This is a genomic window from Arthrobacter sp. Soil_C_60 (assembly GCF_057656375.1).
In genome coordinates this window covers 116,678-133,193 of sequence record NZ_JBDGKM010000003.1, presented here as the reverse complement: position 1 = coordinate 133,193, position 16,516 = coordinate 116,678, and the positions used below count along the sequence as shown (strand labels likewise).

Genomic DNA, 16,516 nt, shown 5'->3' with positions numbered 1-16,516 from the left:
GGCTCAAGCTGGACCTTTCGAAAGCTTCAGGTCGACCCAGACCAGCCGGTGGTCGCTGGTCGGAAACGGAAATTCGCCGGTCAGGTCTGCTCCCGGCTCCCCCGGCTCAGGCCAGAAGACCCCGGCGCCGCTGACGTTGAGGTTCTTCGAGGGCAGCACGTAGTCGACGCGCAGGTTCCCGGGCGCCGGATGGTCCTGGAAGTCGGCCGTGTCCAGCCGCGGATCGCCCAGATGCCTGATGTTGCTGGCTCCCTGGCTTCTCGCCGCGTCCACTGCTCCCCTTGAAGCCGGCTCCGGATCCTGGACCCGCGGGTGCTTCAGCAGCTGGTCGATGGAGCCCGGCCAGGAGTCGCCGTCGCGCGGGTCCGAGTTCTGGTCGCCCATAATCACGAACCGTTCGCCGGGCTTCAGGCCGCCGTGCAGTCCGGCGTCGTCGTAAATATAGTCGGCCCGCTTGCCGCCGGAGACGTAGTCCGCCCAGAAGCGGATCTCGTCATTGTTCCGCCGCCCGTTGCGGTCCTCGTCCCCGTCGAAGGACGGCGGCGTCGGATGGCTGGCGAGCACGTGGACCGTCCTGCCGCCCACCCGCACCGGCACATCCCAGTGGGACTTGCTGGAGAGCCGCAGCGCTTCCTGCGCCTCGGCGGAGTAGTAGTCCGCGGGCATCAGGTTGCCCGGCATGTCCTGCCAACGGAAGGTCTGGAAGGTGCGGATGCCCGGCGTTTCAATCGGGAATTTGGACAGCATCACCATGCCGTACTGCCCCTCGAATTCGCCGAAACCGAACGCATCATCGACGGTGCCCAGTTCGCCGTCGTTATTCAGATCCAGTCCCGAGTCGACGCCGGTGTTGGACGGGGCGGTGTAGGCGTACGGGTAGCTCACGGGTGCCTGGCCGTGCTGGCTGACTTCCAGGTAGTTCGTGCGGAACAGGTCCACCGCCGCATGGTCCTGGTCGTAGTCGAACTCGTTGAGCAGCAGGATGTCCGGGTTGTTCCGCTGGATTACCTCGGCAATGTTCCGGGCCTGCGCGTTGCCCGGCGTGGCCAGGTCCGCCGCCAGCTGGCCTTCGGCGGCACGGTTGAGGCTGGCGTTGTAGGTGGCGATCCTGACGGTGTCCTGCTGCATGTTCCCAGTATCCGGCTTCCCCGATCGGGGTTCCGGTACTGCGTGGGCGGCAGGAACAGCGACGGCGGACAGCAGCACCGCTGCCAGCGCGGCAACCAGCGGCTTCAGGATCGGTGGCGAGACAGGCATAAAGGCAACATAGCTGCCCCGGGAGAACGCCAGGTGAACGCTACGTCAGGTGTGGGTCTTGTGGCGGCCGTGGCGCGGGCTTTCCGGGTTCATCAGCGAGTGCCGGCGGCTGTAGAAGAAGTAGATGGCCAGGCCGATTAGCAGCCAGACGCCGAACCTCATCCAGGTCTCCCAGTGCAGTTGCAGCATCAGGAATCCGGAGGCCAGCACGCCGAACGCGGGCACCACGGGCATCCACGGCAGCTTGAACGTGCGGTGCACGTCCGGCCGGGTGCGGCGCAGCACGATCACGGCCACGCACACCACTACGAAGGCGGCGAGAATGCCGATGTTGGTCAGGTCCGCCACGGCCCGGATGGGGAACACACCGGCCAGCAGTGCCGAGGCGATGCCGGCGATCCAGGTGACCCGCTGCGGGGTGCCGTGCCGGTCAGTTGCCGCGAACCAGGTGGGCAGCAGTCCGTCGCGGCTCATCGAGAACCACACGCGCGTGACGCCAAGCAGGAAGGTCAGCATCACGGTCAGGATGGAGATGACCGCGAAGGCCGAGATGATGGTGGCGATAACAGGCAGGCCGACATTCTGGAAGGCGGACGCGAAACCTGCTGTGGGGCTGATGTCGGTGTAGTTCTGCATGCCCGTCAGCACCAGCGTCGCCAGCACGTAGAGCGTCATGGCGATCGCCAGCGAGAGCAGGATGGCCTTGGGCATGTGTTTCTTGCCGTCCGTCGCCTCTTCTGCGGCCGTGCTCATGGCGTCGTAGCCGAAGACCGCGAAGAACACCGTGGCCGCACCGGCGAACACCGCGCCGAAGCCCGAGGGCATGAACGGCGTGTAATTATCGACGTCGACAAAGAAGAATCCCAGCCCGATGATGAACAGGATGAGCAGGACCTTGAGCCCCACGGCAACGAGTTCGAACCTGCCGAAAGTCTTGGTACCACGGCTCAGGATCCAAGTGATGAACAGGCAGACCACGATGGCCGGCAGATTGATCACGCCGCCCTCGATCGTGTCCGCCGTGCCCTGCATCCAGATGGGAACGTCCACGCCGATTCCGGACATGAACTCGGAGAAGTATCCCGAGATCCCGATGGCGACCACCGCCACAATGGCCGTGTACTCCAGCAGCAAATCCCAGCCGATGAACCAGCCGATGATTTCGCCGAGCGCGACGTAACCATAGGTGTAGGCAGAGCCGGCGCGCGGAATCATGCCGGCGAACTCGGCGTAGGAGAGGGCCGCGGCGGCGCTGGCCAGGCCGGCGATCAGGAATGCAATCATGACCGCCGGGCCGACCGGGTCCGCATCGGCGCCGCCGTTGGCGACCAGTCCGGCCAGGGTGAAAATTCCGATACCGATGATGCCGCCGACGCCGATGGCGGTCAGCTGCCACAGACCCAGGCTCTTGAACAGCCCGCTGTCGATGTTTTCGTCTTCAACCAAGTCGATCGGCTTGCGCCGGAGGACTGACCGGCTACTATCTGGGTTGCTCATGGCACACCTCGAGTCGCGGGCGGATCGTGCCCGAGGCTTCCCCCAGCGCCCACAGGCAACTCTAATGTGAACTGATCCTAGTCCTCCACAAGCCGCAGGACTAGTCTCCTGCCCGGTCGGATCCGGTCATCCGCCAAAATTGCCCAACACTGCCGGGGCCGAGTTCAGTTATGCCGCTGCTGGCCGGAACCGCCAGCCCAGGGAAGCGGCACCCCATACGGCCAGGAAGACACCAACCAGCAACAGTCCGGCATGACCCAGATCCACACTGCCCAGCAAGATGGTCAGCGGGTCCCCGAGGCCTACGACCTCAAGCAGAATGCCGGCGATGGTAATGATGGCCACGAACAGGGCAGATACCGACGACAGCCCGGTGACCACCATGTTGAAGCCAATGCGCCGCGCTGGATCCTGCACTGCAGTCCGGTACATCTTCATCATTGCCAAGCCGTTGGCCGTGTCGCAGAGCGTCATCGCCGCGGTGAAGCCGAGCGGCAATGCCATCAGTGCCAGCGGAGAGATGCCCGCGAGCGCCGCGGAGGCTGTCAGCAGCAGGAAGGCAATCGTCGTCGCGGTGTCGAAGCCCAGGCCGAAGAGGAAACCCAGAACGTAGATGTCGCGGGGGCGTTTCACCCGGGAGAGCGGTTTGTCCAGCAACCGGGCGACGAGGCCCTGCGGTTGCAGGTCCTGGCCGGAGACCGGGCCACCGGCACGCGCCCGCTGGTACAGCTGCATGGTGCGCCGGAAGGCGGCGCCATTGAAGATGCCGATGGCCAGCAAGAATAAAGCTGAGACGCCCGCCCCGATCAGCCCCAGCATGGTGTTCGCCGTGGAGCCTTCCTCCAGCGCTGTTGCCATCACGCTGGCGCCGCTGACCACCAGGATGCCCGCTAGCAGCACAACGCTGCTGTGGCCGAAGCTGAACGCGAAACCGACGCTGACCGGCGCTCTGCCCTGGGCCGCAAATTTCCGGCTGGAATTATCGATGGCTGCGATATGGTCCCAGTCGTAGCTGTGCTTGATGCCGGCCAGGTACGCGGTGAGCAACAGGCCCAAGGCCAGCGGGTGGGAATCCGTCAGCAGCGAGTAGGCCAGCAGCCCGACGGTCGCCAGGTGCAGCGCGCCCACCGCAGCGAAGGTCACTCCGATCCGGAGGGCCTGCGGCAGTTTCTCCCGCTCCAGGTAATTCGAACCGGTCAATCCCGTCAATCGGGCGTTCATTGTCTCTCCTTTCCGGCCATCCTGGGGAGGGCCGGCTCGAGTCGGGGACGCAGCCAGGCGCCCGGTCAGCAGTTTTCAGTGTCAGTATTTGCGCAGGTCCAGCCTTCCCTGGCCGAACCAGCGGCCGCGCAGCAGATCGACGGCGGCCAGCAGCAGGGAGTTCAGCGCATCGGTGGAGCCCGATAGCGCCCGCAGCACCAGGCCTGGTCCCTCCAGCAGGGAGATGCCCAGCTGTCCCTCGGGATCCAGGGGGCCGAGCACCTCGTAAAGTTCATCGACGAGGGCGGCGTTGACCCGCCGGTCCACCACCATCAGCGAACCGAGATGCGTGTAATCCTCCAGGAACACCATGCCGGTCACCGGGGAGCCGGTCTGGGCCGGACGGATGAGCAGGTTGTCCAGCGCCAGCAGGGCGCCGTCCACATAAATGTCGCTGCGGAGCCGCACTTCGTCGTATCTGAACAGGGTCCCGTCCGGAGACCAGCCGGGCGTGACAATCTCGGCCATCACCAAGGATGCCTGGGCATCGAGTTCCACCAGGGTGTGCTGGCGGTAGGACGCCTCCCGGTAGGCGATCAGCTGGTCAGGGAGGTACTCCAAGCTGGCCCCCGGTCCCAACCTGATGCGGGTCTGCTGGACGGCGTGGCTGCCGGGCGTGCGGTAGACCTTCGTTGCCGACTGGGTGGTCAGCAGCAGCCGGGCGTCGGCCGTGACGTCGACGTCCAGTTCATAAACGTCCCCGCCCAGATAACCGCCGCCGGGATTGACGACGACGTAACAGACCTGCCCGGACTCATCCAAGTAATGGGGCCGGATGACGCGCAGGGCCCCTTGATGGAACTGACTGGTCGCAATTCCCCGGCCGCCGCGCAGTCCGATCTCCAGCCGCAGTTCGCCGGTTGGTCTGGCGGAGGCAGCAGCCAAGGACCCGGCGGTACGCGGTTCAGCCTCGGTGCTCATCGGATCAGATCGAGCATCAGGACATCGCGCTTCAACCAGCCGATGACCTGGTCCAGGCCCTCGTCCGTCTTCAGGTTCGTGAAGCAGAAGGGCCGTTCGCCGCGGAATTCCTTCGAGTCCGCTTCCATCACGGATAGGTCGGCACCCACATGCGGGGCCAGATCGGTCTTATTGATAATGAACAGGTCGGATTTGATCATGCCCTGCCCGGCCTTGCGCGGGATCTTCTCGCCCTGGGCCACGTCGATGATGTAGATGGAGAAATCCACCAGCTCCGGGCTGAACGTAGCGGAGAGGTTGTCGCCTCCGCTCTCGATGAAGACCACCTGCAGGTCCGGGTGGCGCTCTTTGAGTTCCTCCACAGCGGCGGAATTCATCGAGGTATCCTCGCGGATGGCTGTGTGCGGGCAACCGCCGGTTTCGATCCCGACAATCCGGTCCAGCGGCAGGATGCCATTGGCCGCGAGGATCTTCGCGTCCTCGATGGTGTAGATGTCGTTGGTGATGGCCGCCATCGATATTTCCGTGCTCAGGTGCCGGGTGAGGCGCTCCACCAGCTGCGTTTTACCGGCGCCCACGGGGCCGCCGATGCCGATCTTGATGGGTTCCATAATGTTCTCCTTGCGTTCTGCGTCCCGGCCGCCGGTGGTGTACCCGGTTCCGGGGTCGGATGGATGTCAGTTGAGGGGCGTCCGGGTCAGGACATGAACATGCGTGCACGCTGGCGCTCGTGCCGCATCTGCGCGATTTCCAGCCCCGGCGCTGCGGCGCCGAAGTCCTCCGTGTCCAGGTGCGGAATCCGCGCGACGGCGGCGAGGACGTCGTCGTGCGCCCGGCGCAGCACCCGCTGCCCGGCGTTCTGGCCGATCGGGATGGCGCGGATGGCGTTCTGCGTCAGCGAGGTCACGGTGGAAAACAGGTAGGTAGCCAGCAGCTCCGGCAGCGGCGCGCCGAGGTTGCGACCGGCCAGCGCGAAAGCTACCGCCGGGTGACCGCTGCACACTCCCTGGCCGACGTCCTCGCGGTACTCGTCCAGGGCCTGGCTGCCGAATGTCTCTGCCGCGATCTGTAACATTCTTGCGCCCATTTTGATGCCGGCCAGGCGGATCTGACGGGGCAGCGCCTGTGCCGCGAGCATACGGTCCAATCGCCGGATTTCCGTTCGCGAGCCGGCCTCCATCACCAGCCGGATGGCCATACCGTCGCTGTAGGTCAGCTGGATGTGAATGAACTGCCCCAGCCATTGGCCGAAGCTGGCTTCATCCTGGACCAGTCCCCGGTCCAGATAGCTTTCCAACCCGAATGAATGGCTGAAGGCGCCGGTCGGCAGTGCGGAATCCGAGAGCTGAAGCAACGGCAGCAAGAACGACGGCGGACACCCGGCTGAGGCGTCCGTTTCCGCGCGCGCTGCGGCTGGCAAAGCATACCCGCCGATCGTATTAGTCATTCCGCCGCCGCCTCAGTGCGTGTGTTCGGCATGCCGGAAAGGCACCGGCATCACGCGTTCCTGACGGGAATAGGGAACCTGTGCGTGCCGGAGGAAGTCTTCGATGGTGTGGTCGTACTGGACCACCATGACCTCGGCCCGGTAGTCGCTTTCGGCGTCGAAGAACTGGGCCTGCATATGCCGGTTGCCCAGGTTGTGCGCCACCGTTCCCATCTCCTGGATACACCGTGGCGCAATGACCAGCACGTCGGTGGGAAGCACGGAGATGACAATGATGTTCTGCTCGTCCCGGTGCAGGATGTCCCCGTCGCGCAGGTCACCGGGCGTGCTGAGCCGGATGCCGACGTCCCTGCCGTGGTCGGTGGTGACACGCTGGATGCGTTTTACCAGTTCGGCGCTGGGCAGGATTACTTTTTCTTCGTGCAGTCCGGCCAGTTCTGCGGCCGGAAGTTCGTGTCTGTTGCCGATGACGCGGTCAACAAGCATGGATGGGTCCTTTCAATTCAATTCAAGCTGTTGAGGATCCGTACTTCCTAAAAGAGGAAATAGCGCTGCGCCATCGGCAGTACATCCGAGGGCTCACAGGTCGCTTCCACGCCGTCCACGGTGACGGTGTAGGTTTCGGGATCCACCTGGATGTCCGGCGTTTCACCGTTGTGCTTCAGATCTGCCTTGGTCAGGTCACGGATACCGCTCACCGGCCGGATCACCCGGCGCAGACCGAGCCGCTCCGGAACGCCGTCCTCAATAGCTGCCTTGGACAAGAAGGTGATGGAGGAGGAATGGACCGCGGTGCCCAGGGCGCCGAAGTTCCCGCGCAGCGTCCGTGGCTGCGGCGTCGGGATCGAGCCGTTCGAATCACCCATGATGGACTGCACGATCAAGCCGCCCTTGATGACCATGTCGGGTTTGACGCCGAAGAACGCGGGGTCCCAGAGCACCAGGTCGGCGAACTTGCCCACTTCCACACTGCCGACGGAATCTGCGATGCCCTGGGTGATGGCCGGGTTGATGGTGTATTTGGCGACATAGCGCTTGATCCGGAAGTTGTCCCCGACCTCCGGGTCCTGTTCCATCCGTCCGCGCTGGCGTTTCATGGCGTCCGCAACTTGCCAGGTGCGCAGCACCATTTCGCCCACGCGGCCCATGGCTTGGGAATCCGAGCTGGTGATGGAGAAGATGCCCAGGTCGTGCAGGACGTCTTCGGCGGCGATGGTTTCCTTGCGGATCCGGGAGTCTGCGAACGCCACGTCCTCCGGAATGTCCGGGTTCAGGTGGTGGCAGACCATCATCATGTCCAGATGCTCGTCCACCGTATTAACCGTGTATGGCAGGGTCGGATTGGTGGAGGCCGGAAGCACGTTCGGCTGTCCGGCCATCCGGATGATGTCCGGGGCGTGGCCGCCGCCCGCCCCCTCGGTGTGGAAGGTGTGGATGACGCGGCCGTCGATGGCCCTGATGGTGTCTTCCACGAAGCCGCATTCGTTCAGCGTGTCCGCATGGATGGCGACCTGCACGTCGTACTCGTCCGCCACCTTGAGCGACATATCGATTGACGACGTCGTTGCGCCCCAGTCCTCGTGCACCTTCAATCCGATGGCGCCGGCGCGGATCTGCTCGGCCAGCGGCTCAATGGCGCTGGCGTGCCCCTTGCCCAGCAGCCCGATGTTGATCGGGAGGTTTTCCACCGCCTGCAGCATGCGGGAAATGTGCCAAGGACCGGGAGTCACGGTAGTTGCCTTGGATGCGTCCGAAGGTCCGGCGCCGCCGCCAATCAACGTGGTGACGCCAGAGGCCAGCGCCACCGGAACCTGGTCCGGGCTGACGAAGTGCACGTGGGTGTCGATGCCGCCGGCGGTGAGGATCTTGTGCTCGCCGGCAATAATGTCCGTCGCCGCACCGATGATGATGTTCACGCCATCGGAGATCTGCGGGTTACCTGCCTTGCCGATCTTGAAGATATGCCCGTCGCGCAGGGCGACGTCGGCCTTGTAGATACCGGTGTAGTCCAGCACCACCACGTTAGTGATGACCGTGTCCGGGATATCCTCGTCCCGGACCAGCCGACCGTTCTGGCCCATGCCGTCGCGGATCACCTTGCCGCCGCCGAACACCACCTCTTCGCCGTAGCGGGTGTGGTCCTTTTCGATTTCCAACAGCAGTTCAGTATCTGCCAGCCGAATGGCGTCGCCGGTGGTCGGTCCATACATTTCCGCATAATGCTTGCGGGTCATCTTGAAGCTCATCGGGTACCTTCCTCACTGGCGCCGTCGCCGGAGACCTGTTCTGCCTTTTCGGCTGACCGGACCGCTTCCTTCGCCAGCACCTTTTCTTTGGGGTTCACCGATTCGTCGACCGGGTCGAGGCCGAAGTCGGTGTGGAACCCCTTGGCCGGCTCGCCGCTGTTGGGCAGGTCAATGTCGTACTCGGCCGCGATCTCGGGATCGGCCGCGGCATCAATGCCGGCTGTGCCGCCGATCGCCTCGGTCTCCAGCATCGGTGCGATCTTGCCCAGCGATCCGTTAACCCGGTCCTGCAGGCCGTAGACCTCGCGGCTGCCGGCCAGCTCAACCAGGTGCACGCTGCGTGCGTCGCCGGGTTCGAACCGCACTGCGGTTCCGGCGGGGATATCGAGCCGGAACCCCCATCCGGCCTCGCGGTCGAATTCCAGAGCGTTATTGACTTCGGCAAAGTGGTAGTGGGATCCGACCTGGACGGGCCGGTCCCCGCGGTTAGTGACGTTCACGATCCGGATTTCAGTGCCCTCGTTGCACATGATCTCTTCGGTACGGAGGATGTATTCACCGGGTTTCATCGGCTCTCCTCCTCTCAGCGGATCGGATTGTGGACGGTGACGAGCTTGGTACCGTCGGGGAACGTTGCCTCGACCTGGACGTCCGCGATCATGTCCGCGACACCGTCCATGACGTCTTCCCTGGTCAAAACCGTGGTCCCGTAGCTCATCAGCTCGGCAACGGTTTTCCCGTCGCGGGCTCCTTCGAGAAGTTCGGCGGTAATAAGCGCGACCGACTCGGGATGGTTGAGTTTCAGGCCTCGTGCCTGGCGGCGGCGGGCAAGGTCACCGGCAACGACAATCATGAGTTTTTCGTGCTCACGGGGCGACAAATGCATAGAGAACTCCTAGTTCATCAAACAAATAGGTGTCCACCCGTTATCTACAACCGGCCAGAGAAAAGGCCGGGAGGTCCGTGGATAAGGCAAGAGTAGCAGAGCCGGCACCCCCCGATGACCGCTGGTGAGGGACCTCACCATATCTGTGCGGGCACAAAAACGACCGGCGGAATCCGTAAGGTTTCCGCCGGTCGTTTGCCGGTTGGGGGCCGGAGCGTGGGCTCCCGCTTGGGTGCTACCTAGATCAATCCGTCCGAGAGGTGGTTCGGGGTGCCGAAGCGGTGGGCGGTGATGCTGACGGCCTGCTCGTGCAGGAAGGGCAGCATTTCCACCCGCCCGGCCTCGGTGACGGGATGAGAGTAGACCGCCAGGTCCACCCGTCCCCCGGTTGCCTCGGCGAGCGCCTTGGCGTTACCACCGATCAGCCGGATGCGTCCGGCGGTGAACCGGCCCGCACGAGCCAGCCACTCGGCGTCGTTCTCTGTGGTTACCCCGATGTTCCGATCGATCGCCACGGCGCGCAGGGCGGCCGGAAGCTCGACGGCGGTGGACACCTTGACCTCGGAACCGGCCAACACTCCGGCGGCCAGCACGCGGACCAGCTTGGCCAGCGGCTCACCCTCGGCCAGGCGGACGGTCACCGGCAGCGGCAGGTAGCGGAAGACGTTGCGCTCGGCGCTCAGCCCGGTGACGTCCTTGGCCGCGCCGAACTCGGCGGCCCAGGCCTCGGCATCGGAGGACAGCGAACGTTCCAGGAACGCCGCGTCCTGGGCGGACACCGCCATGTGGGAAAGCCGGGCCGCGTCGAGCAGGTGGCGGGCGCCGTCGTGGGTGACGGCCGCGGCGGCGTGGCTGCGGGCAGGTTCCCAGTCGCCCAGGCCGGCCAGATAGTTGGGGCCGCCGGCCTTGGTCCCGGCGCCCACCGAGGACTTCTTCCAGCCGCCGAACGGCTGGCGCTGCACAATGGCGCCGGTGATGCCGCGGTTGACATAGAGGTTGCCGGCCTGGATGTTCTCCAGCCAGTAGTCCAGCTCGGCCGGGTCCAGCGAGTGCAGGCCGGCGGTGAGTCCGTACTCGATCTCGTTCTGGATGGCCACGGCCTCCTCCAGGGTTTCGGCCGTCATGACGCCGAGGATCGGGCCGAAGAACTCGGTCAGGTGGTAGTGCGAGCCGCGCTTGACGCCGGTGCGCACGCCCGGGCTCCAAAGTTTGCCGGTTTCATCCAGCTTCTCCGGCTTGAGCAGCCAAATCTCACCGTCGGCGAGGTTGGTCAGCCCGTCCAGCAGCTTGCCGTTGGCCGGCTCGATCACCGGACCCATCTGGGTGGACGGATCCACCGGGTAGCCCACCTTGAGCGAGGTCACGGCGTCCACCAACTGGTTGCGGAACCGCGGCGACTGCGCCACCGAGCCCACCAGGATCACCAGCGAGGCGGCCGAGCACTTCTGGCCGGCGTGGCCGAAGGCGGACTGCACCACGTCCTTGGCGGCCAGGTCGAAGTCCGCGCTGGGGGTGACGATGATGGCGTTCTTGCCGGAGGTCTCCGCCAGCAGCGGCAGGTCCGGGCGGAAGGAGCGGAACAGCTCGGCCGTCTCGTAGCCGCCGGTGAGGATGACGCGGTCCACGGCCGGATGCGAGATCAGCTGCCGGCCCAGGTCGCGTTCCTCCAGCTGCACCAGCTGCAGCACATCGCGCGGGATGCCGGCCTCATCGAACGCCTCCCAGATCGCTTCGACCATGACCGCGCCGGTGCGGCGGGCCTGCTTGGCCGGCTTAATGACGACGGCGGAGCCCGCGGCGAGCGCTGCCAGCGTGGACCCTGCGGGGATGGCCACCGGGAAGTTCCACGGCGGCGTCACCACGGTCAGCCTGGAGGGGACAAACGTGGCCCCGTCCACCGCGTCCAGCTTGCGCGCCAGCTCGGCGTAGTAGTGCGCGAAGTCGATCGCCTCGGAGACTTCCGGGTCCGACTGGTCCAGCGTCTTGCCGGCCTCGGCGGCGGCAACTTCCATCAGCCGCGCCCGGTTGGCGGCGAGCTTGTCGCCGGCCAGATGGAGGACCTCGGCGCGCTCGGCGCCGGTCATGTCGCCCCAGGCCTTCGAACGCTCGACGGCGGCCGCTACCACCTTTTCGAGCTGGTCCGGAGTCCGCAGGGTGGCGGCTTCCACGGCCTCGATGCCCAAGGTGGATTCGGGCACGCGGGCCAGGATGGCGCGGCCCCAGGCCAGGTTGGCCGGCAGGGACGGATCCGTGTCCGGCGTGTTGCGGAAGCTGTCCCGGGGAGCCGGGGCTGCCGCCACATTGCGGTCCTGCTGCCGGTTGGGCAGCGGAACGGCGTTGTCCAGGTTGGCCAGCGACGCGAGGAAGCGCTGCTTCTCGCGTTCGAAGAGCGCCTCGTTTTCGCTCAGTTCGAAAACAGCGGACATGAAGTTCTCCTGGCTCGCACCCTCCTCAAGGCGGCGGATCAGGTAGGCGATAGCGACGTCGAATTCCTGCGGCTGCACCACCGGCGTGTAGAGCAGTAGCGAACCGACGTCGCGCTTGACCGCTTCTGCCTGCCCCTGCGCCATGCCGAGCAGCATCTCGAACTCGATTGCCTTCTGCTCGGCGGGAATGCCGCGCTGCTTGGCCAGGAGCCAGGCGAAGGCGACGTCGAACAGATTGTGGCCTGCCACGCCGATGCGGACGGCGTCCACGCGGTCCGGCTGCAGCGAGTAGTTGATGATCCGTTTGTAGTTGGTGTCCGAATCCTGCTTGGTGTTCCAGGTGGCCAGCGGCCAGTCATGCAGCGAGGCCTCTACATGCTCCATGGGCAGGTTGGCGCCCTTGACCACGCGGACCTTGATCGGGGCACCGCCAGCGGCACGGCGGGCCTGCGCCCACTGGGTCAGGCGCATCATCGCGGACAGCGCGTCCGGCAGGTAGGCCTGCAGGACAATGCCGCCGGAGAGGTTCTTGAACTCGGGCTTGTCCAGGATCCGGGTGAAGACCGCGATGGTCATCTCCAGGTCCTTGTACTCCTCCATGTCCAGGTTGATGAACTTGGGCGTGGCGGCATCGGCGGCCTGCCGGTACAGCGGCGTCAGGCTTTCGACGACGTGCTCGACCGCCTCGTCGAAGGCCCACGGCGAGTGCGGGGCCACGGTCGAGGACACCTTGATGGAAACATAGTCGACGTCGTCCCGCGCCAGCAGTTTGTGGGTTCCCTCGAGCCGGCGGGATGCCTCGTGCCGGCCCAGCACTGCCTCGCCGAGCAGATTCACGTTCAGCCCGACGTCGTGCTTCTTGATCTTGGCGATCGCGGGACCGAGCTTGGCATCGGTGGCATCCACGATCAGGTGGCCCACCATTTCGCGCAGTACCCGGCGGGCAATCGGGATGACCACCTGGGGCATGGCCGGCGCCATAGCGCCGCCGAGGCGGACCGCGCTGCGCATGTACCAGGGCAGGAAGGACGGGACCTTGGGCGCGAGCGCCGCGAGGTTCCGTGCCGCGACGTTGAGGTCCTCGGGGCGGATCACGCCGTCGACGAAGCCGACGGTGAAGTCCAGGCCGTTGGGATCCTTCAGGACGCCGGCCAGCTGCTGGGCGGAGGTGTCGACAGGGATCTTGGATGCCTCGGTCAGCCAGTGGCGGACCAGCTTGATGGCATCCTCGGCCAGGTCGTGGACCTGTGCGTCGGCCAGCGCCTGGGGCTGTGCGGCGGGCTCTTTCAGGACATCGGTCATGGCGTTTCGGCTCCTTGTCGAACGGGGCAGTTAGTACCTTCTTCCCCCAGTATGCGTCCGCCGTTCGATTAGATAAAGTGATGTTTTCCGATCATTATCCGTTGGTTAATACGAATAATAGGAGTGCCATGCTGGACGTACGCAGGCTGCGCCTCTTGCGCGAGCTGAAGATCCGCGGCACCCTCGCCGAAGTCGCCGCGGCGCTGAACTTCAGCCCGTCTTCGGTGTCCCAGCAGCTCGCGCTGCTGGAGAAGGAGGCCGGCGTGGAGCTGCTGCGCAAGACCGGGCGCAAGGTGCAGCTGACCCCGCAGGCGGAGGTCCTTGTGGCCCATACCGCCGAACTGCTGCAGACGCTGGAGCGGGCGGAGACTGACCTGGCCGCGTCGCTGACCACCGTGACCGGCACCGTGCGCGTGGCCGTGTTCCAGTCCGCGGCGCTGGCGCTGATGCCCGATGCGCTGAGCGCCATGAACGCCGGTTATCCGGAGGTGCGGATCGAAATGGTGCAGCGGGAACCGGAAACCGCGCTGTACGAAACCTGGGCCCGGGACTTCGACCTGGTGGTCGCGGAGCAATACCCCGGGCATGCGGCCCCGCACCACCCGGAGCTGGACCGCACGCGCCTCACCACGGACGCCATCCGGCTGGCCGCCCCGCCACGGGAGCGCAGCCGCCGCCCCGTTTCCTCGGTGGACGATGCCCGGAACCTGCCGTGGGTGATGGAGCCGCGCGGCGCGGCCTCCCGGCACTGGGCGGAACAGGCCTGCCGCACCGCCGGCTTCGAACCGGACGTGCGCTACGAGACCGCGGACCTTCAGGCCCAGATCCGCCTGATTGAATCCGGCAACGCCGTGGCCTTCATGCCCGACCTGGTCTGGACCGGCCGGAGCACCAGTTGCGAGCTGCTGGAGCTTCCGGGCCAGCCGCGGCGCACTGTCTTCACCTCCGTCCGCCACGCCAGCGCGCACCGGCCGGCCATCCTGGCGTTCCGCCGGGTGCTGGAGCAGACCGCCGCGCAGGTTGCGGGCACGTAACTGCTCCACCCTGGGTATTAAGCGGCCGGGTCGAGGTTCATCCCCGGGCCCGACGCGGCGGTCCCGCCCTCGCGGCGAGGATGGAATCATGAACATCACTCACGCCCACAGTCCGGCCGCCGGCCCTGCAAGCAGCCGCGCCCAGCATCCATCCGCCCGGCCCGTTCCGCCGGTCCTCAGCGCCCATACCGTCACCAAGACCTACGGCAGCACCACAGCGCTGGCCGGGCTGACGCTGAACATCCACGCCGGGGAGTCCGTGGCCATCATGGGTGCCTCCGGCTCAGGCAAGACCACCCTGCTGCACGCGCTGGCGGGCATCATCCTGCCGGACAGCGGCCAGATTATGCTCAACACACCAGGCGCCAGCACGCAGATCAACGGATTGAACGAGTCCCAGCGGTCCAAGCTGCGGCGCGAGGCCTTCGGCTTTGTGTTCCAGCAGGGGCTGCTCATCCCCGAGCTGACCGCGCTGGAGAATGTCGCCATCGCGCTGATGCTCGGCGGGACCCGGCGCCCCGCCGCTGAACAGGCTGCGGCCGGCTGGCTGCAGTCGCTCGGTCTGGCGGGAATGGAGAACCGCAGGATCGGCGAACTCTCCGGCGGGCAGGCCCAGCGCGTGGCGATCGCGCGCGCCCAGGTGACGGGCGCCGGCGTGATCTTCGCCGACGAGCCCACCGGCGCCCTGGATTCCGGCACGTCGGCCGAAGTAATGCGGGTGCTGCTCGATTCCACCACGGGTACCGGCAAGACGCTGGTCGTAGTAACCCACGACGACGGCGTGGCCGCCAGTTGCGGGCGCATCCTCACCTTGAAGGACGGCCGGCTGGTCGGCGACAGCGCCGGCGGTGTGCGATGATCCCCATCCGCCTGGCATGGCTGCTCACGCGCCCCAGCACATCCGGCGCCTCTGCCGCAGTGCTTCCGGTGGTCGCTTTCGGGCTGGTCACCACGCTGCTGCTGACGGTGTTGGCCGGCGCACTCTCCTTCCTGCAGTGGCAGGACGAGCTGGCTTTCCTCTACCAACTGCTCGCCCTGCTGGCCCTGGTGCTGTTGGTGCTGCCCCTGCTGACCCTCGGCGGATCCGCGGCGAGGCTCTCGGCCCGGCGCCGCGATGACCGGCTCTCCACGCTGCGGCTGCTGGGAGCCACTCCGGCCACCGTAGCGGCGATCACCGTCATCGAATCCACGGCACTGGCCCTCGCGGGCTCGGTGGCCGGCGTCGTGGGTTATCTGGTGCTGGCCCCGGCGGTCCAGCTGATTCCCTTCCGTGGCGCGGCCATCGGCGGGGAGTTCTGGCTGGACCCTGGCATCGTCGCCGCGGTGGTGGCCGCCGTCGTACTTTTGGCCGCGGTGAGCGCTGCGGTGGGCCTGCGCAAGGTGGTCATCTCGCCGCTGGGGGTCCGCACGCGCCAATCCCCGGCCAAGATGCACTGGCTGCGCGGGGTCATCGGCGGCGCAATCATCCTTGCCGGTTTCGCTGCGATAAACACCGGCTACGCGGACATGGCGGTGGCCGTGGCCTTCATTGTCGGGGCGTTCGGCGCGGGACTGGCCGTGCTCAACCTGATGGGTCCCTGGGTTATTGCCGTGCTGGGGCGGCGGCAGGTGCGCACCGCCGGCACCGCGGCGAAGCTGCTGGCCGCCCGGACCATCCTGGAATCTCCCAAAGCGGCCTGGCGGCAGGTCAGCGGGGTGGCAATGACCAGCTTCGTGGCAGTCTTCGGCGGCACGGGTGTGGCGCTGGCGGACGCGGCATCCGCCGGACCGGTGACCGGACCCGAACAGTTCCTGGCCGGCGATATCCGCACCGGCATCCTGATCACCATCGTCGTTTCCTTCATCATGGTTGCCTGCTCCGCCGGGGTGAACCAGGCCTCGGCGGTACTGGACCGGGCTGACCTGTACGGCAGCCTGGACAAACTCGGCATGCCGCGGCGGACCATGGACGCCGCCCGGACCCGGGCAGTCATGCTGCCGCTGCTACTGGTGTCGGCAGGTTCGGCGTTCACCGCTGGGATCCTGGTGTTCCCGCTGGCGGGCCTGGCTCTCGTTCTGGCCCCGGTGTCGGTGCTGACCATAGTCGCCTGCCTGGCCGCCGGCATCGGCCTGGTCTGGGCAGGGCTGCAGGCCACACGCCCGGTGATGGACAAGGTGCTCCGCCCCGCAGGCTGAACCGCGGCTGCCTTCAGCTTGATGGACGGTCAGCTGCGGCCCGCCTTTGCCAGACGGGCCGCAGC

The 16,516-nt window shown here is 66.2% G+C and carries 13 protein-coding genes and 1 pseudogene; 3 read left to right on the top strand and 11 right to left on the bottom strand.

All coding sequences use genetic code 11. The features are described 5' to 3' along the window. Positions 1-3 precede the first annotated feature (3 nt). The 11 genes and pseudogenes from AC3A4M_RS07410 to AC3A4M_RS07360 form a co-directional block, all read right to left on the bottom strand. Positions 4-1,257 (bottom strand): endonuclease/exonuclease/phosphatase family protein, encoded by a 1,254-nt coding sequence (locus AC3A4M_RS07410; RefSeq protein WP_498734966.1) that lies wholly within the window; start codon positions 1,255-1,257, stop codon positions 4-6. A 45-nt stretch (positions 1,258-1,302) separates the two neighbouring features. Then, positions 1,303-2,754 carry an amino acid permease gene (locus AC3A4M_RS07405; protein ID WP_498734964.1) on the bottom strand — a complete coding sequence of 484 codons (1,452 nt, stop codon included), beginning with the start codon at positions 2,752-2,754 and terminating at the stop codon, positions 1,303-1,305. A 168-nt stretch (positions 2,755-2,922) separates the two neighbouring features. Next, entirely contained in the window at positions 2,923-3,975 is a 1,053-nt protein-coding gene (locus AC3A4M_RS07400; RefSeq protein ID WP_498734962.1) for a HoxN/HupN/NixA family nickel/cobalt transporter, read from the bottom strand. A gap of 81 nt (positions 3,976-4,056) precedes the next feature. Then, a complete protein-coding gene (locus AC3A4M_RS07395; RefSeq protein ID WP_498734960.1) occupies positions 4,057-4,935 on the bottom strand; it encodes an urease accessory protein UreD in 879 nt (292 codons plus the stop codon). Then, positions 4,932-5,549 (bottom strand): urease accessory protein UreG, encoded by a 618-nt coding sequence (gene ureG / locus AC3A4M_RS07390; RefSeq protein ID WP_498732926.1) that lies wholly within the window; start codon positions 5,547-5,549, stop codon positions 4,932-4,934. Before ureG ends, AC3A4M_RS07395 begins: the two co-directional genes overlap by 4 nt. 83 nt (positions 5,550-5,632) lie before the next feature. Further along, a complete protein-coding gene (locus tag AC3A4M_RS07385; protein WP_498734959.1) occupies positions 5,633-6,382 on the bottom strand; it encodes an urease accessory protein UreF in 750 nt (249 codons plus the stop codon). 12 nt (positions 6,383-6,394) lie between these two features. After that, entirely contained in the window at positions 6,395-6,868 is a 474-nt protein-coding gene (gene ureE / locus AC3A4M_RS07380; RefSeq protein WP_498734957.1) for an urease accessory protein UreE, read from the bottom strand. Between the two features lie 47 nt (positions 6,869-6,915). Next, positions 6,916-8,628 carry an urease subunit alpha gene (gene ureC / locus AC3A4M_RS07375; protein ID WP_498734955.1) on the bottom strand — a complete coding sequence of 571 codons (1,713 nt, stop codon included), beginning with the start codon at positions 8,626-8,628 and terminating at the stop codon, positions 6,916-6,918. A gap of 140 nt (positions 8,629-8,768) precedes the next feature. Beyond that, positions 8,769-9,197: pseudogene (locus tag AC3A4M_RS07370) on the bottom strand (urease subunit beta); the annotation flags it as partial. Between the two features lie 14 nt (positions 9,198-9,211). Continuing rightward, positions 9,212-9,514, bottom strand: coding sequence for an urease subunit gamma (locus AC3A4M_RS07365; RefSeq protein WP_139003877.1), 303 nt, complete (start codon positions 9,512-9,514; stop codon positions 9,212-9,214). Positions 9,515-9,753: 239 nt separating this feature from the next. Beyond that, positions 9,754-13,242 carry a bifunctional proline dehydrogenase/L-glutamate gamma-semialdehyde dehydrogenase gene (locus AC3A4M_RS07360; protein WP_498734954.1) on the bottom strand — a complete coding sequence of 1,163 codons (3,489 nt, stop codon included), beginning with the start codon at positions 13,240-13,242 and terminating at the stop codon, positions 9,754-9,756. 128 nt (positions 13,243-13,370) lie between these two features. Between AC3A4M_RS07360 and AC3A4M_RS07355 the strand changes: the two genes are divergently transcribed. From AC3A4M_RS07355 to AC3A4M_RS07345, 3 genes are all read left to right on the top strand, one after another. Then, positions 13,371-14,276 (top strand): LysR family transcriptional regulator, encoded by a 906-nt coding sequence (locus tag AC3A4M_RS07355; RefSeq protein WP_498734952.1) that lies wholly within the window; start codon positions 13,371-13,373, stop codon positions 14,274-14,276. An 88-nt stretch (positions 14,277-14,364) separates the two neighbouring features. Next, complete coding sequence (locus AC3A4M_RS07350) at positions 14,365-15,135, top strand: ABC transporter ATP-binding protein (protein ID WP_498734950.1); 771 nt, start codon at positions 14,365-14,367, stop codon at positions 15,133-15,135. Continuing rightward, a complete protein-coding gene (locus AC3A4M_RS07345) occupies positions 15,132-16,451 on the top strand; it encodes an FtsX-like permease family protein (RefSeq protein ID WP_498734948.1) in 1,320 nt (439 codons plus the stop codon). The genes AC3A4M_RS07350 and AC3A4M_RS07345 overlap by 4 nt, the downstream gene beginning before the upstream one ends. Positions 16,452-16,516: the final 65 nt, after the last annotated feature.

Coding starts and splice junctions, on each gene's coding strand:
- AC3A4M_RS07410 (WP_498734966.1), bottom strand. CDS start 1,257: ATGCCTGTCTCGCCACCGATCCTGAAGCCGCTGGTTGCCGCGCTGGCA.
- AC3A4M_RS07405 (WP_498734964.1), bottom strand. CDS start 2,754: ATGAGCAACCCAGATAGTAGCCGGTCAGTCCTCCGGCGCAAGCCGATC.
- AC3A4M_RS07400 (WP_498734962.1), bottom strand. CDS start 3,975: ATGAACGCCCGATTGACGGGATTGACCGGTTCGAATTACCTGGAGCGG.
- AC3A4M_RS07395 (WP_498734960.1), bottom strand. CDS start 4,935: ATGAGCACCGAGGCTGAACCGCGTACCGCCGGGTCCTTGGCTGCTGCC.
- AC3A4M_RS07385 (WP_498734959.1), bottom strand. CDS start 6,382: ATGACTAATACGATCGGCGGGTATGCTTTGCCAGCCGCAGCGCGCGCG.
- ureE (WP_498734957.1), bottom strand. CDS start 6,868: ATGCTTGTTGACCGCGTCATCGGCAACAGACACGAACTTCCGGCCGCA.
- ureC (WP_498734955.1), bottom strand. CDS start 8,628: ATGAGCTTCAAGATGACCCGCAAGCATTATGCGGAAATGTATGGACCG.
- AC3A4M_RS07365 (WP_139003877.1), bottom strand. CDS start 9,514: ATGCATTTGTCGCCCCGTGAGCACGAAAAACTCATGATTGTCGTTGCC.
- AC3A4M_RS07360 (WP_498734954.1), bottom strand. CDS start 13,242: ATGACCGATGTCCTGAAAGAGCCCGCCGCACAGCCCCAGGCGCTGGCC.
- AC3A4M_RS07355 (WP_498734952.1), top strand. CDS start 13,371: ATGCTGGACGTACGCAGGCTGCGCCTCTTGCGCGAGCTGAAGATCCGC.
- AC3A4M_RS07350 (WP_498734950.1), top strand. CDS start 14,365: ATGAACATCACTCACGCCCACAGTCCGGCCGCCGGCCCTGCAAGCAGC.
- AC3A4M_RS07345 (WP_498734948.1), top strand. CDS start 15,132: ATGATCCCCATCCGCCTGGCATGGCTGCTCACGCGCCCCAGCACATCC.